This is a genomic window from Anoxynatronum sibiricum, assembly GCF_039414295.1.
Taxonomy (GTDB): domain Bacteria; phylum Bacillota; class Clostridia; order Peptostreptococcales; family Tindalliaceae; genus Anoxynatronum; species Anoxynatronum sibiricum.
Genome location: NZ_JBCITM010000006.1, coordinates 136,229 through 162,304 on the forward strand (window position 1 = coordinate 136,229; position 26,076 = coordinate 162,304).

28 protein-coding genes are annotated in these 26,076 nt (G+C 47.7%); 10 read left to right on the top strand and 18 right to left on the bottom strand.

Translation table 11 applies throughout. The annotated features are described in order from the left end of the window. The first annotated feature begins 435 nt into the window (after positions 1–435). Complete coding sequence (locus AAIG11_RS07800) at positions 436–2,475, top strand: methyl-accepting chemotaxis protein (RefSeq protein WP_343185679.1); 2,040 nt, start codon at positions 436–438, stop codon at positions 2,473–2,475. Between the two features lie 92 nt (positions 2,476–2,567). Here the strand turns inward: AAIG11_RS07800 and AAIG11_RS07805 are convergent, their stop codons facing one another. The 6 genes from AAIG11_RS07805 to AAIG11_RS07830 form a co-directional block, all read right to left on the bottom strand. After that, the gene (locus AAIG11_RS07805; RefSeq protein ID WP_343185680.1) at positions 2,568–3,182 is read right to left on the bottom strand and encodes a hypothetical protein; all 615 of its coding nucleotides are present in this window, start codon (positions 3,180–3,182) and stop codon (positions 2,568–2,570) included. A gap of 171 nt (positions 3,183–3,353) precedes the next feature. Then, positions 3,354–4,448 (bottom strand): alpha/beta fold hydrolase, encoded by a 1,095-nt coding sequence (locus AAIG11_RS07810; RefSeq protein ID WP_343185681.1) that lies wholly within the window; start codon positions 4,446–4,448, stop codon positions 3,354–3,356. A gap of 61 nt (positions 4,449–4,509) precedes the next feature. Continuing rightward, positions 4,510–4,740 (bottom strand): hypothetical protein, encoded by a 231-nt coding sequence (locus AAIG11_RS07815; RefSeq protein WP_343185682.1) that lies wholly within the window; start codon positions 4,738–4,740, stop codon positions 4,510–4,512. Continuing rightward, positions 4,737–5,963 carry an alpha/beta fold hydrolase gene (locus AAIG11_RS07820; RefSeq protein WP_343185683.1) on the bottom strand — a complete coding sequence of 409 codons (1,227 nt, stop codon included), beginning with the start codon at positions 5,961–5,963 and terminating at the stop codon, positions 4,737–4,739. Before AAIG11_RS07820 ends, AAIG11_RS07815 begins: the two co-directional genes overlap by 4 nt. A 240-nt stretch (positions 5,964–6,203) precedes the next feature. Beyond that, positions 6,204–8,906, bottom strand: a complete 2,703-nt coding sequence (locus AAIG11_RS07825; protein ID WP_343185684.1) for a winged helix-turn-helix domain-containing protein — start codon at positions 8,904–8,906, stop codon at positions 6,204–6,206. A gap of 382 nt (positions 8,907–9,288) precedes the next feature. Next, positions 9,289–9,729, bottom strand: a complete 441-nt coding sequence (locus AAIG11_RS07830; protein WP_343185685.1) for a hypothetical protein — start codon at positions 9,727–9,729, stop codon at positions 9,289–9,291. Positions 9,730–10,061: 332 nt separating this feature from the next. Between AAIG11_RS07830 and AAIG11_RS18175 the strand changes: the two genes are divergently transcribed. From AAIG11_RS18175 to AAIG11_RS07840, 3 genes are read left to right on the top strand one after another with little or no spacing between them, the layout of a single operon-like run. Then, positions 10,062–10,934, top strand: coding sequence for an EFR1 family ferrodoxin (locus AAIG11_RS18175; RefSeq protein WP_425499414.1), 873 nt, complete (start codon positions 10,062–10,064; stop codon positions 10,932–10,934). A gap of 2 nt (positions 10,935–10,936) precedes the next feature. Beyond that, entirely contained in the window at positions 10,937–11,788 is an 852-nt protein-coding gene (locus tag AAIG11_RS07835) for an arginase family protein (protein ID WP_343185686.1), read from the top strand. A gap of 20 nt (positions 11,789–11,808) precedes the next feature. Continuing rightward, positions 11,809–11,946 (top strand): Rdx family protein, encoded by a 138-nt coding sequence (locus tag AAIG11_RS07840; protein WP_343185687.1) that lies wholly within the window; start codon positions 11,809–11,811, stop codon positions 11,944–11,946. An 83-nt stretch (positions 11,947–12,029) separates the two neighbouring features. Here the strand turns inward: AAIG11_RS07840 and AAIG11_RS07845 are convergent, their stop codons facing one another. The 3 genes from AAIG11_RS07845 to AAIG11_RS07855 all read right to left on the bottom strand — a co-directional run bounded on the left by AAIG11_RS07845 (position 12,030) and on the right by AAIG11_RS07855 (position 14,123). After that, positions 12,030–13,124 (bottom strand): hypothetical protein, encoded by a 1,095-nt coding sequence (locus AAIG11_RS07845; protein ID WP_343185688.1) that lies wholly within the window; start codon positions 13,122–13,124, stop codon positions 12,030–12,032. Positions 13,125–13,324: 200 nt separating this feature from the next. After that, the gene (locus tag AAIG11_RS07850) at positions 13,325–13,870 is read right to left on the bottom strand and encodes an aminotransferase class I/II-fold pyridoxal phosphate-dependent enzyme (protein ID WP_343185750.1); all 546 of its coding nucleotides are present in this window, start codon (positions 13,868–13,870) and stop codon (positions 13,325–13,327) included. Between the two features lie 43 nt (positions 13,871–13,913). Next, positions 13,914–14,123, bottom strand: a complete 210-nt coding sequence (locus AAIG11_RS07855; protein WP_343185689.1) for a hypothetical protein — start codon at positions 14,121–14,123, stop codon at positions 13,914–13,916. Position 14,124: 1 nt separating this feature from the next. Between AAIG11_RS07855 and AAIG11_RS07860 the strand changes: the two genes are divergently transcribed. Next, on the top strand, positions 14,125–14,430 hold the full coding sequence (locus AAIG11_RS07860; RefSeq protein WP_343185690.1) for a hypothetical protein: 306 nt from the start codon (positions 14,125–14,127) through the stop codon (positions 14,428–14,430). 116 nt (positions 14,431–14,546) lie between these two features. Here AAIG11_RS07860 and AAIG11_RS07865 read toward each other — a convergent pair whose 3' ends face one another. Together AAIG11_RS07865 and AAIG11_RS07870 are read right to left on the bottom strand one after the other, a co-directional pair. Further along, a complete protein-coding gene (locus AAIG11_RS07865; protein ID WP_343185691.1) occupies positions 14,547–15,593 on the bottom strand; it encodes an SAM-dependent methyltransferase in 1,047 nt (348 codons plus the stop codon). Between the two features lie 198 nt (positions 15,594–15,791). Beyond that, positions 15,792–16,532, bottom strand: coding sequence for a DNA alkylation repair protein (locus tag AAIG11_RS07870; RefSeq protein ID WP_343185692.1), 741 nt, complete (start codon positions 16,530–16,532; stop codon positions 15,792–15,794). A gap of 195 nt (positions 16,533–16,727) precedes the next feature. Between AAIG11_RS07870 and AAIG11_RS07875 the strand changes: the two genes are divergently transcribed. After that, a complete protein-coding gene (locus AAIG11_RS07875) occupies positions 16,728–17,333 on the top strand; it encodes a hypothetical protein (RefSeq protein WP_343185693.1) in 606 nt (201 codons plus the stop codon). Between the two features lie 70 nt (positions 17,334–17,403). On the opposite strand, the gene AAIG11_RS07880 is transcribed toward AAIG11_RS07875, so the two are convergent. The 3 genes from AAIG11_RS07880 to AAIG11_RS07890 all read right to left on the bottom strand — a co-directional run bounded on the left by AAIG11_RS07880 (position 17,404) and on the right by AAIG11_RS07890 (position 19,218). Further along, the gene (locus tag AAIG11_RS07880; protein ID WP_343185694.1) at positions 17,404–17,622 is read right to left on the bottom strand and encodes a helix-turn-helix transcriptional regulator; all 219 of its coding nucleotides are present in this window, start codon (positions 17,620–17,622) and stop codon (positions 17,404–17,406) included. Continuing rightward, positions 17,612–17,959 carry a DUF3796 domain-containing protein gene (locus AAIG11_RS07885; protein ID WP_343185695.1) on the bottom strand — a complete coding sequence of 116 codons (348 nt, stop codon included), beginning with the start codon at positions 17,957–17,959 and terminating at the stop codon, positions 17,612–17,614. The genes AAIG11_RS07880 and AAIG11_RS07885 overlap by 11 nt, the downstream gene beginning before the upstream one ends. A gap of 326 nt (positions 17,960–18,285) precedes the next feature. Continuing rightward, entirely contained in the window at positions 18,286–19,218 is a 933-nt protein-coding gene (locus AAIG11_RS07890) for a helix-turn-helix transcriptional regulator (protein WP_343185751.1), read from the bottom strand. A gap of 86 nt (positions 19,219–19,304) precedes the next feature. Here AAIG11_RS07890 and AAIG11_RS07895 point away from each other — a divergent pair, with 86 nt between their 5' ends. Continuing rightward, entirely contained in the window at positions 19,305–19,973 is a 669-nt protein-coding gene (locus AAIG11_RS07895; protein ID WP_343185696.1) for a type 1 glutamine amidotransferase family protein, read from the top strand. A gap of 479 nt (positions 19,974–20,452) precedes the next feature. On the opposite strand, the gene AAIG11_RS07900 is transcribed toward AAIG11_RS07895, so the two are convergent. From AAIG11_RS07900 to AAIG11_RS07915, 4 genes are all read right to left on the bottom strand, one after another. Continuing rightward, positions 20,453–21,412 (bottom strand): alpha/beta hydrolase, encoded by a 960-nt coding sequence (locus tag AAIG11_RS07900; RefSeq protein ID WP_343185697.1) that lies wholly within the window; start codon positions 21,410–21,412, stop codon positions 20,453–20,455. 77 nt (positions 21,413–21,489) lie between these two features. Then, complete coding sequence (locus tag AAIG11_RS07905) at positions 21,490–22,029, bottom strand: helix-turn-helix domain-containing protein (protein ID WP_343185698.1); 540 nt, start codon at positions 22,027–22,029, stop codon at positions 21,490–21,492. Next, positions 22,026–23,069: an alpha/beta fold hydrolase gene (locus AAIG11_RS07910; RefSeq protein WP_343185699.1), complete on the bottom strand. Its 1,044-nt coding sequence runs from the start codon at positions 23,067–23,069 to the stop codon at positions 22,026–22,028. Before AAIG11_RS07910 ends, AAIG11_RS07905 begins: the two co-directional genes overlap by 4 nt. Before the next feature lie 438 nt (positions 23,070–23,507). Then, complete coding sequence (locus AAIG11_RS07915; protein ID WP_343185700.1) at positions 23,508–23,699, bottom strand: hypothetical protein; 192 nt, start codon at positions 23,697–23,699, stop codon at positions 23,508–23,510. A 228-nt stretch (positions 23,700–23,927) separates the two neighbouring features. On the opposite strand from AAIG11_RS07915, the gene AAIG11_RS07920 reads away from it, so the two are divergent. Genes AAIG11_RS07920 through AAIG11_RS07930 form a run of 3 tightly spaced genes read left to right on the top strand, consistent with a single transcriptional unit; the run spans position 23,928 to position 26,076 of the window. Beyond that, a complete protein-coding gene (locus AAIG11_RS07920; RefSeq protein ID WP_343185701.1) occupies positions 23,928–24,530 on the top strand; it encodes a TetR/AcrR family transcriptional regulator in 603 nt (200 codons plus the stop codon). 2 nt (positions 24,531–24,532) lie between these two features. Beyond that, on the top strand, positions 24,533–25,384 hold the full coding sequence (locus tag AAIG11_RS07925) for an ABC transporter ATP-binding protein (RefSeq protein ID WP_343185702.1): 852 nt from the start codon (positions 24,533–24,535) through the stop codon (positions 25,382–25,384). Continuing rightward, the gene (locus AAIG11_RS07930; RefSeq protein WP_343185703.1) at positions 25,381–26,076 is read left to right on the top strand and encodes a fluoroquinolone export ABC transporter permease subunit; all 696 of its coding nucleotides are present in this window, start codon (positions 25,381–25,383) and stop codon (positions 26,074–26,076) included. Before AAIG11_RS07925 ends, AAIG11_RS07930 begins: the two co-directional genes overlap by 4 nt.

A 26,076-nucleotide genomic window follows, 5' to 3' on the forward strand; every position in this document is an offset into this window, starting at 1 on the left:
ACATGTTGCATGGTCAGTAAGGTTTCAAGTGGTCGCCAGAGTGGTGCGTTTTAAACTCCCCTTCACAGAAGGAGAGAATCGGCCGTCGCTTCGCCACTGATTTCGGCTCTAGCTGTCACACGTTCTCTATTCCATTAGAATATCACATCCGTCCCCTTTTCGGCTCCCTTCACCTCGTAAAAATCTTTCGAAACAGCAAGCAAATGCCATTTCTTTGTCATCATCCCGTCAGCAGCCTTGATGATAGCCATTAAAAACCACCGGTAATCGAAAGATTGCCGGTGATGAAAAAATAATGGTTGAACAAAACAATAATCATTGACAATAGTCTGAAGACTCTTATAGAATGAACGAGAATAAAACATAATCGCGATTACTCACTTGGTTGTCTACTGAAACAATGTTCAAGGATGATGAAACGGAAGGATGAATCAGATGGAGCCGAAAGAGACTCAACGTGACGGGAGAAAAGGTACCATTAAAACCAGACTGGTATTGCTGCCCTTGCTGGTGGTCATCATAGTGGTGTCAGCCATTAGTGCTGTCAGTTCCTGGTTTAGCAGAGAAAGTCTGTTACACCAGATGGAAGAAAACGGGTACTACATTGCCCGTCAGTTTATCAGCCGAGTGGAAGACAACGTGGATTCACTGGAAGCCCTGAATGATTTGCTGGAAGAGAAAATCTTAACGGCTGCAAGAATGGCGGTTCGCAATGAAGAAGTGATGAGTGATGAGCTTCTCCTAAGTTTGGCAGTCGACTTTGGCATTTCAGATCTTTACTGGTATGACAACCAGGGTGTTACCCTTTATTCCACAGTGCCTGAATACATCGGATGGCAGCCTGATCCTGGTCATCCGGTTCATCAGTTTATGATCAGCGGGAATGAAAGTCTTATGGAAGACATCCGCATGGATACTGAATCAGGAAACTACTTTAAATATGGGTACCTGCGCAGTCAGTCAGGTGATTTCATTCAGGTGGGCATCCCTGCAGATGAAGTACAGGCATTGACTTACAGGTTTAGCTATCAGTCTCTGGTGGAGAACATGGCCCTGTCAGATGAGGTTATGTATGCCCTGGTGATGGACAAGGATCTGAAAACGGTCGCACATAATGATCCCAATGAAGTAGGCATCGTCTTTGACGATGCAGGCAGCATGGCAGCAGCCCAGCAAGGCGTTCCTCACAGTCAGATGTGGGACTTTAACGAGGAGACAGTTTTTGATGTTATTTTCCCTGCTGTCATCAATGGTGAGCTGCAGGGAGCCGTGGCCATTGGCTTTTCAATGGCAAATGTTAACGCCGCCATTAACCGAAATCTCTCAATGGCCATTGGCGGCGGGCTGGTTGGCCTGCTGCTGCTGGGGCTGATTCTTTACTCCACCTCCAACAGTGTGATTACAACCCTTCGGGTACTTGTAACTCAGGCAAGTGCCATGGCAGCAGGTGATTTTCGCCAGGATTTGCCAGCGTCATTAAGTCAGCGGAACGATGAAATTGGTGGAATTGCTGAAGCGATTCGCTATATGCAGGATTCCATGAAAAAAATGATTCGTAATGTCATTGAAGCTTCTGAACAGGTGGCGGCTTCATCGGAGGAACTGACGGCCACCAGCCAGCAGTCTGCAACCGCCTCTGATGAAGTGGCTCGAACCATCGAAGAAATTGCAAAGGGTGCCGGTGATCAGGCCAAAGATACCGAAAAGGGCGCCCTGACAGCCAGTGAGCTGGGTGAAGTGGTTGCCAAAGACAAAGCAGCATTATCCGCCTTGAACCATTCGGTGGATTCTGTCACTCAACTAAAGAACGAAGGCATTCATACCCTGAATGAGCTGATTGTCAAAACGCAGAAGAGCAGCCAGGGATCAGCCCAGGTACACGAAGTGATTTTAAATACAAACAACAGTGCCGACCGGATTAATCAGGCCAGTGGCATGATCAAGAGCATTGCTGAGCAAACCAACTTGCTGGCCTTAAACGCTGCCATCGAAGCGGCCCGTGCCGGGGAGGCTGGTCGTGGCTTTGCAGTGGTGGCTGATGAAATCAGAAAACTGGCTGAAGCCTCCAACCAGTTCACCGGAGAAATCAGCACCATTATGGAAGAGTTGACCGCGCAAACTGACAAGGCTGTGAAAACCATGGAAGAGGTTGCCAAAATCATTGAAGAGCAATCTGACAGTGTGGAGGAAACCAACCAGAAGTTTGCAGGCATCAGCACTGCCATTGAAACCATGAAACAGGCCATTCAGGAAGTAAACATCTCTGGTCTGGAGATCGAGAGCAAAAAAGATGCCCTCACGCAGATTTTGCAGAACCTGTCGGCAATTTCACAGGAGAATGCGGCAGGTTCAGAAGAGGCTTCAGCTTCTGTTGAGGAGCAAACGGCTGCAATGGCAGAAATAGCCAACTCCAGCGAAGAGCTGTCTCAGATTGCCGAAGAACTGAATCTTTTGGTTCAACAGTTCAAAGTCTAACCACCTGCCAGTACATTGTCTGCATGCATCATGACCCCTGTTCAATTTAACCCGGGCCTCCGAGGCTCGGGTTTTATATGTGTCCATCTCCTTTAGGCAAATTCATGAATGAGTTGCAGTTTGACCACTTTTCCCTCTTCTATATAAAAGAAGAGATAGGTGTAGGGATTGTCCGGGAGCACTAACTCATAGCGTCCATCAATGCCGGAGGTGCCATCCAGGCTGCGGGTCACTTCCGGGTATGCCAGCATCAGGTCGTCCAGGGTACTCCCTGGAGAGATCCCTCGGTTGGTTGTGACACGATGATTTTCCGTTTCGATGTTGATGAGATAAAACCGCCGGCCGTCCTGGGCTGGTGAAAAGAGAACAAGCCGTGTATCCTCATAAGCCAGTGTTTTTTCATGACTTCCGGTGAAAGTGTCAGCATTTTCAAGGATGACGATTTCTTCCACCAAAGGAGTACCCAGGATTTCTTCCAGGTTCATTTCATCTTCATATGCCAGTAAAACGACACTGCCTTCAGAAAAATGAAGAATGCCGTCATCTGAAATGCTTCGCTGGGAAGCTTCCTCCTGAAAAGACGCTTCAACTTCAGGCTGTTGTCCTTCTTCCTGAAGATGATCTGGCGGCGGTTCTGGAGCATTTGTACAGCCAACGGCAATTATCAGGATAACCCACACCATTGCTATGAAGATCATTTTTTTCATGGATGTATGCGCCTTCTTTCCTTATGATTACTTTCTCTCCCGCCGGCGTCAACAGATTCTCACTTGCCATACCCTTTCAAGGGTTCCTGAGATCAGATCCATTGCCTGCGATACTTATACAGGGCGACCAGAGCAAGCACGGTGCCTGCTGTTATGGTCACATCTCCATTTTTATTGTTTCTTGATTATGTCACTCTTAAAGATCAAGGCGACTTTGTCAGGTTCTTCAAAAAAGGGACTGTGTGCCGAGTTTTCGAAGAGATAGAAACATTTTAGAGGTGCATCGATCAGCTGTAAATATTCTTCTGACATCTTGTAATTTACCGTGTAATCATATGCGCCAGAAAAGAAATAGATAGGCACTTCAAATGTTGTGCACTTTTCACGCAAATCTTCATTAATCTGTAAATGCTTGTGATTACTGAGCAGCACCTTGCCACGCCAAAGGTTGATTTTTTCGACAAGGGAATATTCCCTGTTTTTCAAGGAAGATAGGAATACCCCTTTTATGACAGACTTCATGTCACGGGTTGTGCCGATACCGGCCCGATGCATTACATCATCCCTTATTTTTTTGTATTCCTCTGACAGGTAGTCATTGTCCTGAAGTTTTTTAACGGTTTTACGATCACCTTCCTTCATGTAATGGCCGAGCATATAATCATAGGCAAGCCTCTCTGACTCAACCTGGTAGGCAATCTGCGCAACTCCGATGTATGCTTCATACAGCTGTGGCACCTTATGTACAGCCTGAATACCGAAATAAGTGCCTCCCGAATGAGCCATAAGATAGATTTTATCCTTACCAAACCGCTTTGCCAAATAATGAGTTGCCGCAATGATATCTTCGATGTACTGTTCTGTTGTTATTGTACTACAGTCAATGTCATTCCCATAAGACAGTCCTGCACCTCTTTGATCCCACCAGACCACCGTAAAGTAGTTTTCCATCCCTGTGGGATAATCTTCAGTAAGAAAGTATTCTGGCATCCCGGGACCACCATGCAAAAACAACAGAACGGGATTTGAAACGTCTTTGCTTTTGATGATCATCCCCATTTTAACTCCATTAATTTCAACAAATTGTTTTTCCGCAATACTATTATCAAGTGCTGCATCGTTTAGATCCGTCACTTCTTTTACCTTGTTGGGGCTCAATACCACTAAGGCAGCCAGGCATAAAACAACAACCCCTAAAATAGCGTACAGCAGAAATATAACCATTTTTTTCACCCCCCTGCAGAACATTCCAGCTGCCTGAATCATCTTAGATTCCGACCTCCCTCTTCATCAATTTCATCAAATGTTTATCCTCTCAGTGAAGCAATTAATCAAGCTGAAAGTTTCCCCTGATCACCAGCAACAGGGGCAGGCGGAGGTCACTGATCCGGCTCAGCATGCCATGCAGGGCTGCCTGGTCGACAACTGTTCCGGTAAATCTTGTCAGTCCTTCCGGCAGCAACAGAATTTCCATACCGGGAAACCAGTCCGCCCAGCCTTGATCCAGGTGCCCCTGGACGATAATGGTATAGTGCTTTTCACTTACATCAGCACTCATTTAACCCTTCCTCCTTTCACCTTGTTGACAAGCATATCAATTACCTTTTCTGATTCGTCCACCCAGGGGCTGTGTCCGGAATGCTCAAACCAGATCAGCTCTTTGTGTGGAGCCGCCAGGATTTCGTAATAGTCTTCAACCAGGTGTGGCGGTGCGTTTATATCGTGCCGGCCTTCCATAAAATAGACCGGGACGGCGAGGGTCGCTGCATCTTTGCGCAAGTCCACTTCCCAGAGCTGCGGCCACATTGTATCCATTACCCGGAGCAGGCCGCGGAAGTAATTGACCTTGTCGTAAAGTCCGTACTCCACGGCAAAGATATCGCCGAAGGTGTCGTAGCCGGGTCCGGTAATCTTCGGGTTCTGCATCATTGTCTGGCTCAGCACCATGATGTAGCGGGTCACCTTCCAGGCGATGCCCTTGCCAAAATAAGGTGGCGGCCCCTGCTTCTGCAATGCCAGCTGGGTTTTTGTATTCCCCTGGTCAGCAGAAATCTCCAGGGCAAGCTGGTAGTCATAGAGATCCGTTTCCAGGAAAGCCACCATCTGGGCCAACCCGATAAAGGCATGAAAATGTTCAGGATGTTGCTGAACCATCCAGATGCCCAGGATGCTGCCCCAGGATTCTCCCACCACATAGATCTTTTCTTCTCCGAAGCGTTCCATCAGATAGAGAGTCAGCCTGTGAGCATCATCCAGGTATTGCTGGGGCGTAAGCTTCTTAAGATCGACTGCCCGGTATGATTTGCCTGCGCCAGGCTGGTCCCAGTTAACCACAACAAAGTGTTCTTCCAATTGACCAAGCACTTTCCTGGTTGCCGCCAGCTGGGTTCCACCGGGGCCTCCGGCCAGGAAAAGCAGGACCGGTTTGTCTGTATCGTGGCCGCGTATGGTAATCCACTGTTTTTCACCATTAATCTCCACCTGCTCCAGACTGGCAATGCTGCCGGGCAATGGCAAACCGTCTGCACCCAAAATCGGCGGGGTTTTTGCACACCATTGGGAAGTAACGACGGCCAGTACGGCGACAGCAACCAACCCTGCCATGAGAACAAGCTTGGAAGACCACAAAACAGCCCGGGTAAGGAGCTGGTACAACAATCCGGCATCGATCAAGGCCAGCACTGCGACAACAAGTAGGGGCACAGCGGTCATGAAAGGCAGCAGGATGACGGGTATTAGTAAAAGAAAAGCGATGAGCATGCCTGCCAACTTTAGAATCATGAGGCCAATCCTGATTACAAGGGTAGGCAGCGTTATTATTTTTGAAGCCATCGTTGCTTAATCTCCTTCCCAAATTTAGTTCATTAGTGAGTTCACATGAATTAGTACACTTTCATTGTAGTCTGTCGCGGAAGAATCTGCGCCTATCTTAAGATAGGTTTTTCAGATGGGCATGTAAAAAAAGCCCCTGCACGATGTGCAGAGACTGAAGGATCATTACTTGATTTAAAATATGATGGTTTACGGTTTGTGTCCCCCGATCCCTGTTATTACCTTAAGCTCCCTTCCCCTGACCACTGCCTGGGTTCGGCTGCTGACACCCAGCTTCTCATAAATGTTGTGGGCATGCCACTTAACGGTGCCGAGACTGATAAAGAGCTTTTTGGCAATCTCTTGGTTGGATAGACCTGAAGCAATTAACTGAAGAATCCTTGCTTCCTGCTCGCTTAATAAGCCTGAAACATCAATGGCAGGGGGCTCTGCAGAAAATGTGTTGAAAAGGGATTTGCCATAAGCCTTAAGTGAAGGTTCTTTCAGCAGCGGTAACGCATATTCAAAAATCTGTTTTAGTATAAGTCCTTCGTCGGTAAAGGATCTGACATAACCTTCTGCCTCAGCAATTAACAGGGCATCATGAAAGCTGTTCATCAAGCCTTCTTTATCACCTCTGTACCAGCAGGCAATGGTATGCAGCATCAGTGCCTCCAACAAGGTTTTATTACGGTTGCCGGCTCGGCATTGGTCAATCAGCTCCCCGGCCAGTTGCGAAGATTCCAGGTACTGGTTGACGGCCATTTTGACCCGGATCATTGTCAGCAGTTCATAATCAATCAGGTATTGTACCGAGCTGCTATTGAGAAATGATTGAAACTGGCTGGCCCAGGAGACAGCTTTTTGCAGATGGCCTTTCAGCAGCGCCACTCTTGCCTTTATTGCTCCCGCACGGATGGATAGTCGCTGGACTCTATAAGATTCCAAGATTCCCACAAGGATCCCAAGATGTTCTGTCATCATGCCAAAATCCTGACGCGACATCTGCAACTGTGTCTGGTAAAAGTATACATGGCGAAGATCATCCACTATGCCACCCTTGCCGGCCAGTTCCGCTGCCTTGTCCAGGCAGTGCTTTGCCTCCTTGAGATCATTTTCTTCCCTGGCTATTTCTCCCAGAACAGCCCAGGCGAGACCGGCGGGAGGGATAATGTGCTTTTCATCTCCGGCCAGCTCCAATGCCTGGAAGCAGGTTTGTTTTGCTTCACCCATTTTTCCCTGGGCCAGTCTGACGCTGGCCGCTTCACATAAAGCGTTGATGGCCAGGTATAGCACTCCCGCCCTGCCGGCAAAGTCACTTGCTTTCAGATAGAAATGATATGATTCCTCAAAGTTACCGGCCAACTCATAAATCAGGCCTAAGGTATCATAGCCTCTGGCTTTAATGTGAATCAGGTCGGGAGACAGTTCGCTCATTGCCGGGTCAATCAAGCGTAACCCATCCACCACTTTTCCATTCATGGCCAAAAGGGCTGCCCGGTAAATATGGATTTGAGCAGACAGCGACTTTTGGAAGATTTCATCCTGTAATGGAAACTCTTGTAACATCACCTCGCCCCGGTCCAGAAGAAACGCTGATTCTTCAAGTTTTCCTGAAAGAAACAACACGCGTGATGCCATAATCTGAAGATCAGGGCGGCAACCAATAAAATCCGGGGGCAGTTTGATCAACCAGCTTTCCAGCAGCGAGACATAGCCCCTTGACCAGATTAAAGGATTTTTCAGTACCCTCTCAATGGTATCGGCAGCTACGTTATGGTCTTCTGAGGCTAATGCATATTCCACTGCATCTGCCAGGTATCCCCTCTTTTCTGACCAGTTGGCGGCAATACGGTATAACCGGTTTTTCTCCTCTTTGCTGAGCTGCTTTCGCAGGCAGTCTGCAAAAAGATGGTGATAACGGTACCACTCCTTTTGTTCGTCAAGGGCAATCAGAAACAGATTGGATTTTTCAAGCTGACGGAGAATATCTTGTGAGCGTTTTTGCTCAGCCATCTCAGTGCAAAGTTCGTGGTTAAAGCTTTTCAGAACGGAGGTTTGTTTAAGAAAATGCCTGATTTCGCTGGGTTGGCTTTTTATGACCTCTTCTATAAGGTAGTCAACTAGGTAGCGGTGGCTGCCTTTAAAATGATTGATAAAAGCACCAATATCACTGCACTGGCGCAGAGAAAGCGCCGCCAGTTGCAGCCCAACAGCCCAGCCTTCAGTGCGTTCAAACAGGTCGGCAACCCATTCCGGCCTTATGGTTGTTCCCATAATTGATGTAATGAACTCGGTTGCTTCTGGTATATCAAAAGCCAGGTCTCGTAAGCGTATTTCGGTGATTTCGCCATGGGCTCTCAACCGGGGAATCGATAGGGGCGGATCTTCCCTTGTAACCAGTAAGATATGGAGGCACGGGGGAGAGTGATCGATTAAATATTGGACGATTTGGTGGATGAAGGGGGAGTGGATCCGGTGATAATCATCCAGGACAATGAAAAGCCCGTTACCGGACTGATTTTCCCATTCGGACAGACTAAAAAGCATGCTGTGTAAGAGCTGCTCCACGTGCTCAGGGATGGGGCTGTTAAAATCCGAATCTCTGTTTATGGAAGCAATGGTTAATGGCTGGTTAAGAAATGCTGCCGAAAGATACGCCAAGAAGCGTCCCGGATTATCATCACTGCTTTCCAGCGATAACCAGAAAACCTGCAAGCCTTCACTGTTAGTCTGTATGCTGCGAACCCATTCGGAGGCCAATACCGATTTGCCGTAACCGGCCGGAGCCGAAATCAGAGTGGCCCTTCTTCCGGCAAGCAGGCCTTCGTTCAGCAGCGATACAAGGCGCCTGCGGTTAACAAGCTTCGGCCTGGGCGGAGGAAGGGTTGTCCTGGCCTTTGTATTCAGCATTGCCGACCCCTGCCGGCCGCCTGACCAAGTGCCGGGTTTTTGCTCGTTCTGCTTGCTGCCTTGCATTTCCTAAACACGTCCTTTCGTTTATGAAGTGTTTTTTAAAACTGCAATGCCCAGATCAAGGACGGCGCACCTTACAGATTTTTATACAACCATAAGCACCAGTTTGTTAAACAGGCTTGCCATAGATCCTGATGTTTTTGTTAGCATTTTAAAAGCAGCATTTTCTAAGACTATTGACATGAAAATCAGGATTTTTGTTGAAAAATGAAGTTTTTATAGCTTCACTTCCTTCGGGAATAACCTTGATCGTTCATTATCCTGCAAGTTCAGAAGTATCCATATTTATTAGGAATAAAAAAGTTCATTCGGATAATGATCATTGTTTTCGACAAGAGTCATAATATGAGAATGCTGGTAGGAAAACTGAACCCGAACCATTCATCCTTTGCTGATGACCGCTTTTCCATTTACAGGATGCACTCCATTTTTCCAATGACTTCTTTTCGGTGATTGCAGATGTGAAAGTCAAGGGGTAATCTGGTACTTTTTCAGGCCGCCAGCTTCGAAAACGGGCAGCACCTGGAAAGGCTTGGCTGCTGAACGCCAATAAGTTTGTTTTTCTGGATTCCTCAGTGAAAAAAGGACATTTCCATCCCTTCGAATCACCGCCACATCGCCGATGGCTGGAAGTGACGGGTTCTCCGTAATAAGCAGCTTCCCGACCCCGGTGAGAGTAATAGTGATGATCCTTCATGGTACAGACGCCCGTTAGCTTTGCACCATAGTAGGCTGCCAGGCCCTTCAGAAGCCGGGTCATTTCTTCAGGCTCCGGAATACCTGTTTTTTTCTTTTACCGGTTCCCCTTCACTCAGGTGCTTTATTTCCGACAAAAACTGGAAGGCGGACCCCACCAAGGGGGAGTGGATAGGATGGCATGGCCGTTGCTCCTGCATCCGTCTGTGCTGGTGAATAATCCTTTGATTTGACCGTGTGTACTGTATCATCGAACAGCTTCGCCAGGACAGGAGCATCGACTTGATCTCCCTTCCAACGAAGAAAAATTTGTAATGGATTTAAACAAAAATTTTTTCTCCTCGTAATAAAGTGAGGTAAACTTATAAAGCATTGATGTCTTCCGCTTAAAGTAATATGTTGAAGGAAGTGAAGACAGTGAAGCGAGTTTTAATACTTTATCATTCAGGTGCAGGGAGCACCAAAACCATCGCTGAGATCTACCGAGAAAAATTAAAAGACCTATCACCCGGTCTAATGCCCCTTACCTTACCCTTTCCCTATGAAATTCTGGGTCATTATGATCTGATCATTTTGGGTTTTCCAACTTATCATGGGGAAGCACCTCATTCCATGGTGCAGTTTGTCGAAAATATGCCTTCGTTCGAACCTCAAAAAGCAGCTTTTCTCTTTACCACCTACGGACTTTATCCAGCAAACTCATTGTATCATTTGGGAAAAAAACTGAAAGAGAAAAATTACGCATTATCTTTTACCGCAGGTTACCGGGCTCCTGCCACAGATGCAGCACTCTTATTGCCACCCATGAACCCATTGTTTCGGTACGGGAAGAAGACTTCAAAAAAGTTGAAGACTCACCTAAATCATATCCGAAAATGCATTGTCTCGTCCCAGGTTGTGGAAGTAAATCCCCGATTCAGGTTTCATGCACTTCTTAACTACCCCAACCAGTACTTTGGTAAAAGAGTTAAACATCAATTTATGGTTAATGATACCCTATGCGTGCAGTGCAACCGATGCGTCCATGAGTGCATCCTTAAATGCTGGCATCGTGGCTCCAGTTCCTTAGTGCCGGTTTATGATAATACCCACTGCGAATACTGCTTTAAATGTGTGCACCATTGTCCGTCCAATGCCATTATGTTATCCTCAAAAACAAAAGAACGCCCCAAGTTAAACCAGGCCTTCTATCAAAAAAGGAAAGAGGCGCTTTTGTCTTGCCTCAATCACGAAGAATGTTTTGCTAAAAAAAACCAAAGGAGGAACTAAAAATGAAGCAAGTAAAAATTGCTGGAATCCCCATGAACTCGGGAGGTTTTTATACCGGAACTGAAACGACCCCTCAAGTCCTTCGAGAGGCCGGGTTGATTGACACATTGAAAAAACAGGGCGTCAGCGTACAGGATATGGGCGATATCAGCATTCCCAGTTATATACCCAGGCACAATGTACCTCCCATTAGAAACTGGCCTGGTCCCCGTGTTGTGTGGCAAGAGATCTATGACCAGTCGAAGGACTGGTTCGATGAAAATGAAACACTTTTATTATTTGGCGGAGACTGCAGCATTGTTACCGGCACGACGCATAGCTTATACAGAAGGTATGCAGCCGATATTCATCTCATTGTCATCGATGCCCATATAGACGCTTACAAGCCTTCTGCCGATCGTTGCATGGGTGCAGCCGGAATGGGGTTGTGGTTTCTTTTAGAAGAAAATGATTTTCTTGCCAGCCTGAAGGGATTTGGCGGCGACAACGTAACCATTGTAGGGTATCAGCATGAATCAGCAATCAACACGGATGTTAAAAAGCACCCTTTATCTGAACTGCGGGAAAATGGAATCAGCCAGGTCATTCAAAAAGTTCTTCAGGAAATCCCACAAAACCGAAAAATCATGGTGCATTTGGATTTGGATGTGATTGCCAAGACAGAAATGCATGCCGTCTATTCTCCCAGTGAAGCCGGACTTTCTATGACAGAAGCCACAAGCCTTCTCCGGCAGATTCTAGCCGATTCCAGAACGGCTGGGGTCGAAATAACCGAGTTTTTTCCTCCCTATGATCATGACGGAAGTCAGTCTAAGGGGTTAATCAATATGCTTGTTGATGTCTTTAGAGATTAAACCTTCCTGATCGTACACCCTTGGCCGATAATGATCCCTTCCGGCGGGGCCTTTGTGAAGTGATGCTGGAAGATCGTCTCCTGTTTTCGAAAAAATCACTTGGACGCTTCCCTGAAAAAGATGAAGTGGCGTCAGTCATTCGAAAAGCGATGGCGTAGAGTTCATCTGTCATTTTGTCAAAAACACAAGCTGCCGGGAAACCATTCCCGGCAGCCATTTTTTAGCAGTTGTTTTGTTAAGGCTAAACTCGCTCCCACTTGGATTCCATATAGGGTGGCGCGTCTTGTTGCAGGGTGATTTTCGCCTTCCACTGGTAGGTTTTGGGCCATTGGCGGAAGACTTTGATGGCGGTGAAGAAAAACTTCAGAAACAAGGTGGTGGGCTGTGGTTCCCAGCCATCTTTGGGGTGGAGGGTCACTTCCACTTGGTCGCCGCTGCGGTTTACCTGGTACTCCCCTGACACCACCCCGGCGGAGGCTTCTGCTCCAAAGGTGAACCGGCCCTTGAGGGAGGCCTTGTTGGGGAGATGGGTGATTTCTGGGAAGGCAGGTTGGAACCGGGCTTCAAAGGTGTGTTGGTTGTGTATTGCACGAATCGCTGCAAAAGCAGGAAGTTCCTTTTCTTCTGCCATTTCTGCCAATTGGTATTGTGTGCCATTAGGGCCGGTATAATGGTTGTCCTCACTTCCAACTGGATTAACGACAGGCGCTTCCAGTAGTTCCAGCATCTTACTCTGGGCGGGGCACCAGTCAACCAGAAAGGTGTCGGCGCTGTAGCGCATGAAGTACACCCGGGAGCCGTTCATGGGAAAAGGGAAGGGATCGGCTTTGTGGCTGCGTCCGTTGATGCTGATGGTGACCTGTGTGTCGGCCCGGCGGACAAAGTCGAAGCCATACATAAAATACACCGGCAGGTAGGATGGTTTGGTCGAAGAGCTTCCCACAGGGGCCAGGAGGGCAAATGGGTTGGTAGGCTTCTGGCTCTTTTCCACCACTTCCACCTTCACCGGGCGGCCGTTTTTGTCTTCAAAGGCAAAGGCCACGTCCACACCCCTGGGGGTGATGTTGAACCGGGCGTTTTCCATGGGGTGTATATGGGTGTCGGCCAAGCCTTTGGCGGCCACGTCCAGCTTTTCTTCCACGGTGAGACCGGGCTGCTGGTACACATCAACGTAACCGTCCTTTCGCCAGGCAATGATCCGCAGGCCAGTGCCGTAGCTGGCGTCCTCAAACCATTGGGGCTCGAAGCCAATGTAGGTTTCGTCGGGATCTTTTTCAAAATTGATGAGGAATAGCCGTTTCATAGGGCTGATGTTCAGAGTGAAGGGTGAATACATGGGAAAACCTCCAGTCGTGGGTTGCGTTCTGAGTGGGTTGCGTTCTGTCCATGAATACGTGATCAGTGCCTGTAAAGTTTTACTCGTGGTGTCAAGACGAACCCATACCCGTCGAACCCAAAGGCACCCAAGTCCCATTATTTTGGGTGCCTGGTGAGCCGGCGCACCTCCTCAAAGGATGCTGATCTAAATAGATCTGCTTATGGGTTCAGCTTACTGAGTGCCTCTTCCAGCCGATTCATTCCTTTTTCAATGTTCTCCATTGAGTTGGAATAGGAGATGCGAATATGGTCAGGTGCCTCAAAGGCAGCCTCTGTAACGACTGCAATGTTGGCTTCCTCCAGCTGATAATTTGCCAGGTCCAGGGAGTTATTGATCATGATCCCATTGTATTGACTGCCATAATAATGGCTGACATTCGGCATGACGTAGAAAGCTCCTTTAGGGGTGCTGCATGAGAGGTGTTCCATCGCATTAATTTTTTCTATGATATATTTTCTTCTTCTGTCAAACTCGGCCCTCATCATTTCAACGGACTCACGGGAGTTAGCCAGAGCTTCCATGGAAGCATATTGGGCCGGGGTGTTTGGGCTTGTGGTGGTGTTGCCCTGGTAGTCAGTCATCCCTTTGATGATGTGTGCCGGGCCAAGGGCATAACCAATACGCCAGCCTGTCATGGCGTAGGCTTTTGACACTCCGTTGATGGTGATGGTTTTTTCCTTGATTGCTGGGGACAGGGACGCCACGCAGATGTTCTTCGCCTCTTCATAGACCAACAATTCGTATATTTCATCTGAGATACTGGTGGAAGTGAAGAAATACTACCGCCGCCGGTTCACCCAGTTGTTCCTGCTCAGCTGGCTGCTGATGACGGCCGCTGCCCGGTCCTTCGGCAGCTTCGATGTGCTCTACGGGGGCGGTATCGTTGTCACCATTCTGGTCCTTTCCTACAAGCGCTGCAAAATGACCGCTCTGAAAAACATTAACTGGAGGAATCACCGTGAATCAAAAAGCACGCTCCTTTGTTGCCTGGACTTTTGCCCTCAGCTACCTTTACGCCGCCCTTTTCTACTTTGTCCTTGGCATCCGCAGCGGCACCGGTTACCTTCTCATGGCCATCGGCTACATGTGGATTCCCGGCACCGTTGCCATCGCCCACGGTTCCCTAAACGCATCCATTGGCATTTCCTTTGTCTACATCACCGGCGGGCATGTGCTCTGGAACGGCTTCCACCACCTCAGTGGATTTGTGCTACTGGCACTGGTGAACCTGGCGATGTGGAAAAGCATCTCCTCACCAACCTGATACCGTTTTATCACCGGGAATGGGGCCACGGTTGCATTGCCCCGTCCCCGGTGATCCCTTCTGTAAGGAACAAATCGCACAGAACCCCATGCGCAGACAATCCAACGGCGGCGGCATTACCGGCGCTGGAAGAGATAGTGGCTCACGTACCATTCGTTGCCTCCGTTGTAAGCAAAAAACTCTGCACAGGCCATGAAAAAGACCCGCCAGTACACCCACCATTTCAGGGCATGTTTCGGCCCCTGGATCTCTGCCATGATGGGCATGATGGTTTCCCTGCGGGCGTCCATCTGCTGAAGCCAGGCCTCCAGGGTTTTCTGGTAGTGAAGGCCTGAGACGGCCCACTGCTGCTCCAGGGAAAAATGCCGGTTGAAATAATGTAGCAGGTCCTGGCTGGGCATGGTGCCGCCGGTAAAGAAGTGACGGGCCATCCAGTCGCCTTCGTCTTTCGCTTCGTAGGCATAGGGGGTGGTGCGGTGGGTGAAGATATGGACAAAAAGACAGCCTTTCGGCAGGAGCAGTCCGGCAATTTTTTCCATCAGTGCCTCATAATTCCGCATGTGCTCAAACATTTCCACAGAAACCGCCCGGTGAAAACCACCGGCATGGGTGAAGTCGTTGATGTCTGCAGTAATGACGGTGAGATTCTTCAGGTTTTCTTCCTCAGCCCGTGCATCTATAAAGGCCTTTTGGGTAGAAGAATTGGAAACCGCCACAATCTCCGCTGCCGGATACTTTCTGGCCATGTACAATGACAGAGAACCCCATCCGCAGCCCAGGTCCAGTATTTTTTGTCCGTCGGCAATCCCTGCCCGCTGGCAGGTCAGCGCCAGCATGGCTTCTTCCGAAGGGTCAAGCAATGCCTGAAGCTGGTTGCCGGATACTGGCTTTTCCCAGTAGCCGCAGCTGTATTTCATGTGGGAACCCAACACCTGCTGAAAAAAAGCGGTGGGCACCTCATAATGCTGCTGGTTGGCATCGGTTGTATTCACGGCAATGGGTTGGGAGCGGAGGCCTTCCAGGTACTGGTGTAAATTATCCTGGTGCGCCTGGATGCCCCGGGATTGGATTTCACGGAGCCGCTTCGCCGTCATGCGCCGAGCGCCCCACCTGATAAGGCTGTCGGGCAGCAGGTTTCTTTCAAGTGCTGGGTCAAACCACATAGGCATACCTCCTGTTGATCAACTGTTTGGCATAGAAGTGCTACACTCATCTTACCCAAACATAATCGGGATCACGCTATAGGCCCCACAAAACCCGAAAAAAAGTATCAGAGGTTACAGCACCGAGGTTACAGCACCTCCGGCCTTTTGCAGCCGGTAAACAAGCGGTAATGCTGATGAATTGATTGTCGCGGGCGATCAAACGGGTATTTTACGGGTGGCTCGCTTGATGATCCATTTTGTGTGCTTATGATCTGACTTGCTCCATCTTTTGATCAGCTCCACAGTCGGTTCCCTGTTCACTTTCAGCCAGTCTGTCAAGTGATTGGCCACGGATTTTTTCACAAACATGACCTCATCTTCTTTCAAAAGTTCAAGTATGGCAAACACCGGCTGGGGGTGATGGATAAAAGTGTCCAGCTTGGTGGCCCAGGGTAACTTGGGGCGCAGGCCTTCACTTGCCAGCCTTCTCAAATGGAAATTGGGAGACGTGGCCCATGCAGTCATCCTTTCCAGAGTCTCTTCGGGGTATTTTCGAATAAAGGGCCTGATGGCATATTCTCCCGTGTTGCGCTTGGTGATCTCTTCAATGGCTCCCAAGGAAAGGGCCAGATGGTTCAACCCATACTTTTCCACGTATTTACCAATGGGCATGATCCAGTAATACTCTGAGAACATGCCCGTTTCATTTTTATTCTCCTCACCAAGAATGGAAACAAGGATGCCCACCGCCTTCTCATAATCTTTTGGCAGGAGCTGGTGGAGTTGGTCGGCATGGAGTTCGATCCGCTTGGTATAAGCCAGGGATTCGCATTCCGCCTCAATAGCCTCCACGTAAGCTTCTTTCGGAAAATCCGCTTTGACTGCGAGAATCTTGTCAGCCAACATTGCTGCCAGGTTTGAGTCAAAGTGTTGCGTAATGCCTTTGTCTTCCGCCATTTTCTCAACTCCTTATTTACTTCAGATTAATTCATGATCAATGGTGTGTTTATTTCATCAGGCCTTCGATGCCTGGCCACAGCCTTCTTTGCAATCATGTTCAGAAGCCGTCTTACACATCTGGCCAGTCAAATGAGTTGACGCAGCACCCGGTTCCATATAGAATAAATGACAAAATACCAGGGAGGGATCGCTGTGAACGCAAATTGGAGCCCGTACAATGGGAAACGGAGCCTGGGACTGGTGTTAATCGCCCTGTCCACCGGCCTCTTTATCTATGCTTACACACAGATGGACCCTTTTGAGTCTGGTGTTGTGGCCATGTTTATCAGTGCTTTTGGCTGGCTTGCAGGTCTTTTCGCCGCTCTTTACTACCATTCCCGGGAAAAGGATTTTTTACAAGCCCTGAAGAATCCGATGCTGGAGTGCCAACTGTCACCCCATGAGGTGCAGATCATGGCTGCTGAAAATCGCATGACCCCTAGGGGAAAAGCACCCCACAACCTGTTGATCAGCCTGGAAGGCGTGTATTTGCTAGGCCGATTTTTCAGGTTAAAAGACTATGAGCTGGAGTCTATCACATGGAAATCCGGGAATCACCGGGAAAAAGAACCCGGCAGGCTAAGCATCACGTATCAGGTTCTTAACAACAACCCTTTTCTCCTTGCCGACGGTACACCGGTGACTCATTCAGAAGAAGAACGCCGCAAAAAGCTGACATTGCTCATTCCTCATCAGCACAAGCATGTGGCCACGGAAGCCTCCAGCTTCCTGCGGAACCATCATTTCAGCAGAGTCTGATGATCGGCTAAAGTGATCATCCCATTTGTGCAGAATATCAAGGTAACAGAATAGAGGAGAGGATCGCTCTTTACTCCTCTTCAAATTGAAAGAGCTCTTCCAGGGAACTTTCCAGGGCCTGGGCAATCCGCCAGGCCAGCAGCAAGGACAGGTTGTACCGGCCTTTTTCAATGTGGCCGATGGTTTCCCGCCTCACATCCACCCGTTTGGCCAGTTCTTCCTGGGTCAGGTCATGTCGGGCGCGGAATTCTTTGATGCGGTTTTTCATCTTCACTGGTTTAATCGTCATCGACCACACCACCCTCTTTTTCATAGAGAACCAGGCTGATGGTGAAGGTGAGGATCTGCAGTGCAAAGACAATGCCCACCATCAGTGCCAGCCACTGAAATGACCGGGTGACTGTCACCACCACAATGGTGAGGGCCAGGCCCAGCATGGACACCACAAACCCATTCATCCCCGCCTTGTTCAGGTTCTGCTCCAGAAGCTCATCCTGCTGCTGAAAGGTGACGGCAAAGAACCCAAAGAACCCGAAAAAGCCGTATAGGCCCGGTTCCCCCATGAACACCCCCAGCAGCCCCAGAAACCCCAACAACCCCAGGTAACGCAACCTTCCTTTTCGCATGTGACTTCCTCCTTCGTTTCATGGTTTCGTTTTTCGATTCGCCCACAAGAGACTTATTTATCACTATATAATATCTATTTCCATCTTTATGAGATGTATATATCTCTTTTTATGATATAAATATATCACATCTTCCGGGAATGTCAAGGAAAAATGTGATGTGTTTTTCATCTTCCCGCCACCTGGTAAATTTTACACCTGGAAGGTTACAGCACCTCCGACCCCTTGCAACCTCCTGCAACCTCCCGCAGCACCTCCGACCCCTTGCAACCTCAAAGGTTACAGCACCTCCGACCCCTTGCAACTTCTAAGCATAAACTCCTGTTCTATCCATTGTATAAGGTGGCAATATCATGTATTCTGCGCTTCATTTCTGTGCGGATATGCAACGGCTCTAAACACTCGCATTTATCTCCAAAACTGAAAAGAATGTTGTAGTAGTATTCGTTCTCTATGAAAGGAAATCGAACAATATAATGCTCATCACCGTCTGGCGAAAAGTTGTCATCAGTGCAATAATCAAGCACCCTGTCCATGACAGATTGATGAATCCGAAGTTTGATTTTTGTTTGCATCGTTGCCCAAACATCGGCAAAGTCCAACTGCGGTTTTGGATATTCCCGTGGCGTAAAAAACGTCTCTTGTATTTGCAGGTTTGATGTGCGGGATAGTTTGAACAGGCGAAAATCAGTTCTTTTATGACAAAACCCTTGCCAATACCAATGACTATTTTTTAATACAAGCTGATACGGTTCGGCTGTTCGTGCAGTTTTATTTCCGTAGCGGTCTGCATATTCAAAGGAAAGCAGCCTGCTTTCCTGTAACGCTGTTTGGATCATTTGCAAATATGGCTGTATGTTCCTGTTGCCCATCCAGGGAGTTAAATCTACATGTATTTGACTTGCTTTTAGTTCAATATCTCTCGCTCTGTCAGCAGGGATAAAGCTCTTGACTTTTGCAAAGACGTTTACCAGTTCATTACCTCGTATCATGCTGGAAAGACTGGAAAGCCCCATCAGGATAGCGGAAAGGTCGGCAGTCGAAAAAACCTTTCTATCAACCTTGTACTCCTGCAGAATTTCAAAGCCGCCGCCTACTCCCGATACTGATCGAACAGGAATGCCTGCCATGTTGATGCTGTCGATGTCGCGGTAGATTGTGCGAAGTGAAACTTCAAACATATCTGCCAGCTCCTGTGCGCTTATACGCTCTCGATCCAGGAGTATCATAATAATGCTGACGAGCCTGTCAATTTTCATCTGAGAGCCGCCTTTCAGTATTTCTTTTACTGTTGCAGATTGTTGCCGGATTGTTGCCATACTGTTGTCAACAATCGCATGGTAGAATGAAAAAGCAGGCAATCAAAGGAAATGGAGGAATTTATGTGACAATCTATGTTTATGTTCTTGATACTTTAGCCGACTGGGAACTGGGGTATGTTACTTCAGAGCTGAACTCTGGTCGATTTTTCAAAAAAGGCGAGCAGCGAGTATCGCTCAAAACGGTCAGTTATTCTAAGGAGCCAGTCAATACAATGGGCGGGTTAACCATCGTGCCCCATTGCTTAGTTGATGATATTGTTGTGAGCGAAACAAGCGTATTGCTATTACCGGGCGCAGATACGTGGAACGACCCAAAGCATGGCGCTATCATCGAAAAAGCAAGGGAATTTCTCTCTTTGGGCGCTACAGTATGTGCCATCTGTGGTGCTACCGCCGCGCTTGCCAACTTTGGGCTGTTGGATCAGCGTCCCCATACCAGCAATGGGCCAGGATTTCTTGAAATGGTTTCTCCTGGCTATCAAGGGCAACGTTTTTATGTAGACAAGCCGTCTGTAGTGGATCACAACCTTATTACCTCAAGTTCCACCGGAGCTTTGTTGTGGGCGAAGCAAATCATTGAACATGTAGGTGTTTTTCAATCAAACACACTGGAATCTTGGTATGAGTATTTTAGTACCGGTGAGCCTCAGCATTTCTTTGCCCTCATGCATACTATGTCGTCCAACGATTAAGGCCGATCCATATGCCACAATTCTTCAAAAGTGGGAGCGCTGTTCACCATTTGTGGCGTGATGCCGTAGATCTGGATGTTAAAAGGGATGAAATTCAGTGGTTCCGTTTTGATGAGTCAGCTTTTTCGGGTATGCACGCCATCATCATAAAGCACCATGCCCAGGGCACGGGCGCTGTTTCTTCTGCTGTTGGCTGTTTCGAAGTCGATGGCGACGAATTTGATGGACATGGTGGTTCACTCCATCTTTCTTCAATGGTTTATGATAGGTGAATGAATCGGTATAATGGAGCCTGCTATATTATCTTTCGCCAATGATCCCAAATCTCCTGCTACTTTTGCCATATCTTTATCGGTTTTTCGTTTGACAGGAGTGCATGGTCCTGAATGCCTACTCATTTCATTATACGTAATGCAAAGACAAACTCCCCATGAAAGGGACAGTGAATCTGTCGCCCCGTGGGGAGTTTATGATTTGTGTTAAGCCGGATACGCCAAACTCTTGTCATGTTTTTGCAGCCAATCGGCGATCCGCTCCTTCAGCTCCGGGTGAAGTGGTTTATCCATGTCCGCCCTGTACTCCTTGATGATGTGCAGCAGGGATGCCTGTTTACTGTTTTCCTTCAGCAGGTGGTTCATCCCCTCTATCACATGGGCTTCTGCCGGGCCTTTCACGTAATTGCCCAGTTCCAGGGCTTTTTCCGGTGTCACCTGGACGTCGGTGGAGCCGTTGATGGCCAGGGCGGGGCAGGTGACTTTAGCCAAGTCTTCAAACACATCGTAGAGAAGGTGCTCCCGATACCACCTGGCATTCATTTTCTGGAGCTGGATGCGGATCACCGGCTTTTTCGTGGCCAGGATTTTAACATTAAACTTCTGCGCCTGCTTTTCCACCTTGTTGTAAGCTTTGGTGAGGCGGATGAGGGCCCCTTTAAGGCCTTTCATGTGCCTCATTTCCTGGCTAACCAGGTCGCGCTGGCGTTTCACGGCATCGTTAAGGGATTCTGCCCCGCCTGCCAGGAAGACAAGGCCGTCCATGGGACACTTTGCATTGGCAGCGGCAATGAGGGTGCACCCTTCGCTGTGACCCAGTAGAATCACTTTGCCCACTTTAGGGTGTGCTTTCAGGTAATCCGCCAGGGTGAGGATGTCCTCCACCAGGTCGTGCATGCCGGTGGTGATGAAAACGCCGCCGCTTTTGCCTGTCCCCCGTTTGTCTGCCCGGAGGGTAACACAGCCCAGCCCACCCAAAAACACGGCCAGATCCCGATACATGTTAGGGCTGAGTTTTGCTTTCTGGATGTTGCCGTCCCGGTCTCCGTTGCCTGAACCGGCCACAATCACCACGGCGGGAAAAGGGCCTTTTCCTACAGGCATTCCAAGGGTGGCAGCCAGGGGGTAGTGACCTTGTACCAATACTTCTTCTTCACGGTAGTTCATCGTTCATTACTCCTCTTCTTCGGTCAAGACAGTTCCCCGTCTATTTCTGTTCAATCGGTTTATGGGGCTTTATGGGCTTATTGGTTTTTCTCGGTGGCGGGGATCACAATGTTGGCAATAGTGCGCAGCCGCCGGTTCTCCCCGGGTTCGTTTTTCATGGCGGCCATCAGCTTTTCCCCCATGACCGTCATGATGTCCATGAATTCTTCGTCGCTGAGGTACACACTCGCCTGGCGGAAACTGACACCGTCCTCTTTCAGATTGATGGTTTCTTCCTGCAGATACGCTTCGTATTCTCCCAGCAGGCCCATGATGAAACTGAAGAAAAAGTTGAAGTGGTCTTCCCGGGAGGCTTCTTCCACTTCCTTTGTGGTGGCGCTTTCCAGTGTGGCAGACAGGGCAAAGACCTTCTCCATGGTGCCCCGGATTCGGTTTTCGCTGACCACTGCCAAGATCTCTTCTTTGAGGAGGGCGTTAAGGTGGCGGTAGAGACTTGCCTGTGGAATGTCCTGGAGCTTCTCTGCCATTTCACCGGCGGTCATCTCTTTGCCATCCAGCAGGGTCTGAATGATGCGCATACGGATGGGGTGGAGCATGGCTTTGATTTTTGATTTCATGGTTTCACATCCCTTTGTGACAACACGTTGTCAACAATTTCAGAAATCCGGCCAGTGTTGCCTGCATAAATAAAGTGGTTGCCTTCCAGTATTTCGTAGTCAGCGTGGGGGCCTATTCGTGCAAGGTGGTCCTGCTGATATTGCTGGGGTGTAATGGTAAGCTGCTTGTTGGGTGTTTCATAGGTGTCCCTGGAGATTACCTTAAAAAAGGGGACGGATTCTGGGAGTGGCAGGTCCATGGTATCTTTGATGTAATCCGTTGAACGTCCGATCTGTTCCAAGACATTGTCATTCAACGAAAATCCGCCAAAAATCTTCATGTAACTGATCTCTTTTTCCGTGTATCCATTGTCAAGCAACGACTGTCGCTGATTGCTGGTGATCACCTGGGCCAGCACTGATGTAGCACCTATTGATTGCTGAAACTTTACCACAGGCAGTACAAACTTGACAAAAGCGGGCATCTCTTCATGATAGGCGGTGGAGGTGCCATCCAGGGAGATGATGGCTTCCACCTCTTCTGGATACTTTGAAGCATAGTATTCGCTGTAAACACTGGAGATGGAGTGGGGCATTAACACATAGGGTGGTGTGTACCCTCCTTCTCTCAGAGCTGTTCTGATCTCTTCAACGTAATTTTCTGTGGTGCGCGGCTTTGACGTTTGGCTGCTAAAACCCACGCCAAAGTATTCCACAGTCACCACAATGTGCTTTTCACTGAGTGTACGCATGAGGGGCGAAAAATCAGCGGAAGGAAGGGGCACCCCCATGCCGGGGAGTAAGACGATGGTCTTCTCACCGTCTCCTGCAGTTGGTCCCATGGAATAAAGGTGCATCTGTCCATCGTCCACCCCAACCATCTGCCCATAGGGCTCAGTCTGTTCCAGTTTTCCCTTAAAGTAGGTGGCTTGCGCCGTTGCACCCATGACCATGCCCGCTGCCGTAAGCCCAAAGACCATCTTAAAGATCATTTTCAGGTTCTTCTTCCATTTCACTGTTGTTTTTGCCTGATTTCTTTGGTTTGATCCTTTGAATTTCATCTTCTCATTACTCCTTTTTTGAGTCTGTACCATTCATCAAGACGGGATGGAGCATTGTATCTTGTTGTATGAATGGGAGTGTGATTCTGTCGTGTTATTATTATCATTCCTAATAATGATAATAATAGCCTTTGCGATCTTTGTCAATGTTTTTTGTCATGGCATCTTACACATGGAATCGGCTATCATGAATGATGAACTGGGGCGAACTGGCCCTTGAGAGAGAAAATCGTGGCTGCTCATTTTTTTGATAAAAAATGATATTCTCTCTGGACAGCCGGAATGATCGACGGTTTCTTAAGCTGAAACTCTCCCACACTGATTTCCTCTTTGCCAATTTTTCGGTAAATTGGGACGAATGTGCTTTGTGTCAGAAGGGGTGAAATACGGCTTCCAAATGGGGTGGTGTGCTCACTTGAGATGCCCGGGCAGGTCCAGTCAACCAGTAACTGGGCATGCATTGTCAGCTTCTCCCCTGGACGTATGATCATACGCCACTGTAAGGGCCAGCACATCCATTGTGTAGCCCAAGAACAGTAATATTCCCACTGTAATAATTCGATACACTGAGGTGTAGCGATACCTTTTCAAAATGCTCTTCTCTTTCTGTTCAGTCCACTGTTCTGTCATGAACATCCTTCCTTTCTTTCTGATGGTGACGACTTGCCCATTGATGAAGCCGGTTCCGCGCCCGGTGGAATGTGACTTTCACCTGGTTTTCGTTCATCTCCAGTGCTGAGGAATACTGAACAATCTCAAACTCAACCATCAAAATAAACAGTTGCAGGAAAATAAAAAGCATGATATATTAAACGCAATGACTATTAAAACATATTCAGTCATACAGGAGTTGAGATGATGCCAAAGCATTTTCAAGCCAAGGAAAAGGAAATGATTTACGATCGCTTAATTGAAGAAGGGAAGAAGTCTTGGGGACTTTATGGCATTAAGCGTACCAATATTGATGAAATATGCAATGCAGTGGGCATATCCAAAGGGTCATTCTATTCTTTTTTCCACTCAAAAGAACTGTTTTTTATGGAAATACGCGAAAAAAGTGAGCAAGAAATCAAGGAGTTATTAATGGAGGTCACTTTTAACCATCAAGGCAGTTCAAAGGAACGATTTATTGCTGCTTTAAGCGAAGTGTTTCAGGAAGTCAGGCGTCACCCCTGGTTAATTTCATTAATGAAAAACAGAGGTGAATACGAACAGCTTTTACGCAAACTGCCCCAGGAGAGAGTGGAAAAACACATTGCCGAGGATCAGGAAGACATTGAAAAACTGATGATGCATTTAGGGCTTGAGGCAGAAGACGTTAACATCAAAACAGTTGCAGTCGCCATACGAGGACTGTTTTTTCTATTACTGCATGAACAGGAACTTGGGAAAGAGCATATTGAATCAGTCATTAACCTGTTGGTTGAAGGATTGGCAGAACGACTATTTGGGAGGGTTTAAGTATGATAGAAGTGGAAAACTTGAATTTTTCGTACAATCAACAGATAAGCTTCATAGAGAATGTATCCTTTCATGTTGGGGCGGGAGAAATATTTGGATTTCTTGGTCCATCGGGAGCGGGGAAAAGCACTTTACAAAAAATATTGTGCGGCATATTACGGAATTACCAGGGATCTGTAAACGTGCTGAACACCGAAGTGAAAAACCGTGACAAAGAATTCTATGAAAAAATCGGAGTTGATTTTGAGTTTCCTAACTTATATGGGAAGTTTACCGGTTTGGAAAACCTGCGATACTTTTCTTCGCTGTATGACAGGAAGTCCTTAGACCCCCTGACCTGTTTAGAAAGGGTGGGCTTGGGGGAACACGCCAATAAGAAAGTGGCAGATTACTCAAAAGGGATGAAAATGAGATTGGCTTTTGTGCGTTCCATTTTACACCAGCCCCAGCTTTTGTTTTTGGATGAACCAACCAGCGGTCTTGATCCCACTTATGCACGGTTGATGAAAGATATGATCCTTGAGCAAAAAAAAGAAGGCCGAACAATTATTCTCACCACCCACAACATGCATGATGCAGAAGAACTGTGTGACCGTGTTGCCTTCATTGTAGACGGAAAGATCAAAGCGGTGGGTGAACCCTTGCAATTGAAGGATCATAAAAGAGCAGTGGAAATAAGCTATGCCTACATGGATTCAGAGGTAATGAAAACTGGAAAAGCCGTGCTGGCGAATCTGCAAAAGGATGAGCTCTTTATGAAACAGTTGCAGGAAGGAAGGTTGAGGAGCATTCACTCAAAAGAGCCCACATTGGAAGATGTCTTTATGGAGTTAACAGGGAGGCGCCTGGTATGAGAGCTTTCAGTATTTTCACCTTTGACATTCGGTACCAAATCAAATACGGATTCTACTTTCTCTATGCTGTGATTTCCCTGTTATACCTGAGCATTTTATTGTTTCTGCCTGAAAGTATGGCTCGTCCTGCAGCTGCCATCATCATCCTGACAGATCCCGCTGCCCTTGGTTTCTTTTTTATCGGCGGAATGATTTTATTGGAGCGTGGTGAGGGCCTCCACACTTATTTTTCCATATTGCCCACACTTAACCGTGAGTACGTATTATCCAAAGTGCTGTCCCTGTCAATCATCTCCACAATGGTTGCCTTATTCATTGCAGGGATCATGTTTCGATCAGAAGTGAACTACCTGCTTCTGTCTCTTGGCGTGTTTGCAGGTGCATCTGTGTTTACCTTGTTTGGGTTAGCGGTAGGGACTGTTGCTAAATCCATCAATCACTATTTTGTGATTAGTGTTCCAGTAGGGATCCTGTTAATGGGGCCGGCTTTTTTGATTTACCTTGATCTGAACAATTTCTTAATAGAAATACTGCCTGCCACATTACTGCTTCGTTTGATCTATGCCTCTTTACAATTGGAGATTCCTTATCCTCCCATATTATCACTTGTGGGAATCATTTTATGGTGTGCACCTGCTTATATACTTGCAAACAGGTTTTTCGCCACATACATTGAACGGGGAGGAGAGTGA

Excerpts from the sequence above, each read along its gene's own strand:
- AAIG11_RS07920 (WP_343185701.1), top strand. The coding sequence starts at position 23,928 with ATGCCAAAGCATTTTCAAGCCAAGGAAAAGGAAATGATTTACGATCGC.
- AAIG11_RS07930 (WP_343185703.1), top strand. The coding sequence starts at position 25,381 with ATGAGAGCTTTCAGTATTTTCACCTTTGACATTCGGTACCAAATCAAA.
- AAIG11_RS07845 (WP_343185688.1), bottom strand. The coding sequence starts at position 13,124 with ATGTATTCACCCTTCACTCTGAACATCAGCCCTATGAAACGGCTATTC.
- AAIG11_RS07830 (WP_343185685.1), bottom strand. The coding sequence starts at position 9,729 with ATGACCCGGCTTCTGAAGGGCCTGGCAGCCTACTATGGTGCAAAGCTA.
- AAIG11_RS07885 (WP_343185695.1), bottom strand. The coding sequence starts at position 17,959 with ATGCGAAAAGGAAGGTTGCGTTACCTGGGGTTGTTGGGGTTTCTGGGG.
- AAIG11_RS07870 (WP_343185692.1), bottom strand. The coding sequence starts at position 16,532 with ATGGCGGAAGACAAAGGCATTACGCAACACTTTGACTCAAACCTGGCA.
- AAIG11_RS07825 (WP_343185684.1), bottom strand. The coding sequence starts at position 8,906 with ATGCTGAATACAAAGGCCAGGACAACCCTTCCTCCGCCCAGGCCGAAG.
- AAIG11_RS07865 (WP_343185691.1), bottom strand. The coding sequence starts at position 15,593 with ATGTGGTTTGACCCAGCACTTGAAAGAAACCTGCTGCCCGACAGCCTT.
- AAIG11_RS07835 (WP_343185686.1), top strand. The coding sequence starts at position 10,937 with ATGAAGCAAGTAAAAATTGCTGGAATCCCCATGAACTCGGGAGGTTTT.
- AAIG11_RS07900 (WP_343185697.1), bottom strand. The coding sequence starts at position 21,412 with ATGAACTACCGTGAAGAAGAAGTATTGGTACAAGGTCACTACCCCCTG.
- AAIG11_RS07880 (WP_343185694.1), bottom strand. The coding sequence starts at position 17,622 with ATGACGATTAAACCAGTGAAGATGAAAAACCGCATCAAAGAATTCCGC.
- AAIG11_RS07815 (WP_343185682.1), bottom strand. The coding sequence starts at position 4,740 with ATGAGTGCTGATGTAAGTGAAAAGCACTATACCATTATCGTCCAGGGG.
- AAIG11_RS07915 (WP_343185700.1), bottom strand. The coding sequence starts at position 23,699 with ATGACAGAACAGTGGACTGAACAGAAAGAGAAGAGCATTTTGAAAAGG.
- AAIG11_RS07800 (WP_343185679.1), top strand. The coding sequence starts at position 436 with ATGGAGCCGAAAGAGACTCAACGTGACGGGAGAAAAGGTACCATTAAA.
- AAIG11_RS07895 (WP_343185696.1), top strand. The coding sequence starts at position 19,305 with ATGAAAAAGCAGGCAATCAAAGGAAATGGAGGAATTTATGTGACAATC.
- AAIG11_RS07820 (WP_343185683.1), bottom strand. The coding sequence starts at position 5,963 with ATGATTCTAAAGTTGGCAGGCATGCTCATCGCTTTTCTTTTACTAATA.
- AAIG11_RS07925 (WP_343185702.1), top strand. The coding sequence starts at position 24,533 with ATGATAGAAGTGGAAAACTTGAATTTTTCGTACAATCAACAGATAAGC.
- AAIG11_RS18175 (WP_425499414.1), top strand. The coding sequence starts at position 10,062 with ATGTTGAAGGAAGTGAAGACAGTGAAGCGAGTTTTAATACTTTATCAT.
- AAIG11_RS07910 (WP_343185699.1), bottom strand. The coding sequence starts at position 23,069 with ATGAAATTCAAAGGATCAAACCAAAGAAATCAGGCAAAAACAACAGTG.
- AAIG11_RS07905 (WP_343185698.1), bottom strand. The coding sequence starts at position 22,029 with ATGAAATCAAAAATCAAAGCCATGCTCCACCCCATCCGTATGCGCATC.
- AAIG11_RS07810 (WP_343185681.1), bottom strand. The coding sequence starts at position 4,448 with ATGATTCAGGCAGCTGGAATGTTCTGCAGGGGGGTGAAAAAAATGGTT.
- AAIG11_RS07890 (WP_343185751.1), bottom strand. The coding sequence starts at position 19,218 with ATGAAAATTGACAGGCTCGTCAGCATTATTATGATACTCCTGGATCGA.
- AAIG11_RS07805 (WP_343185680.1), bottom strand. The coding sequence starts at position 3,182 with ATGAAAAAAATGATCTTCATAGCAATGGTGTGGGTTATCCTGATAATT.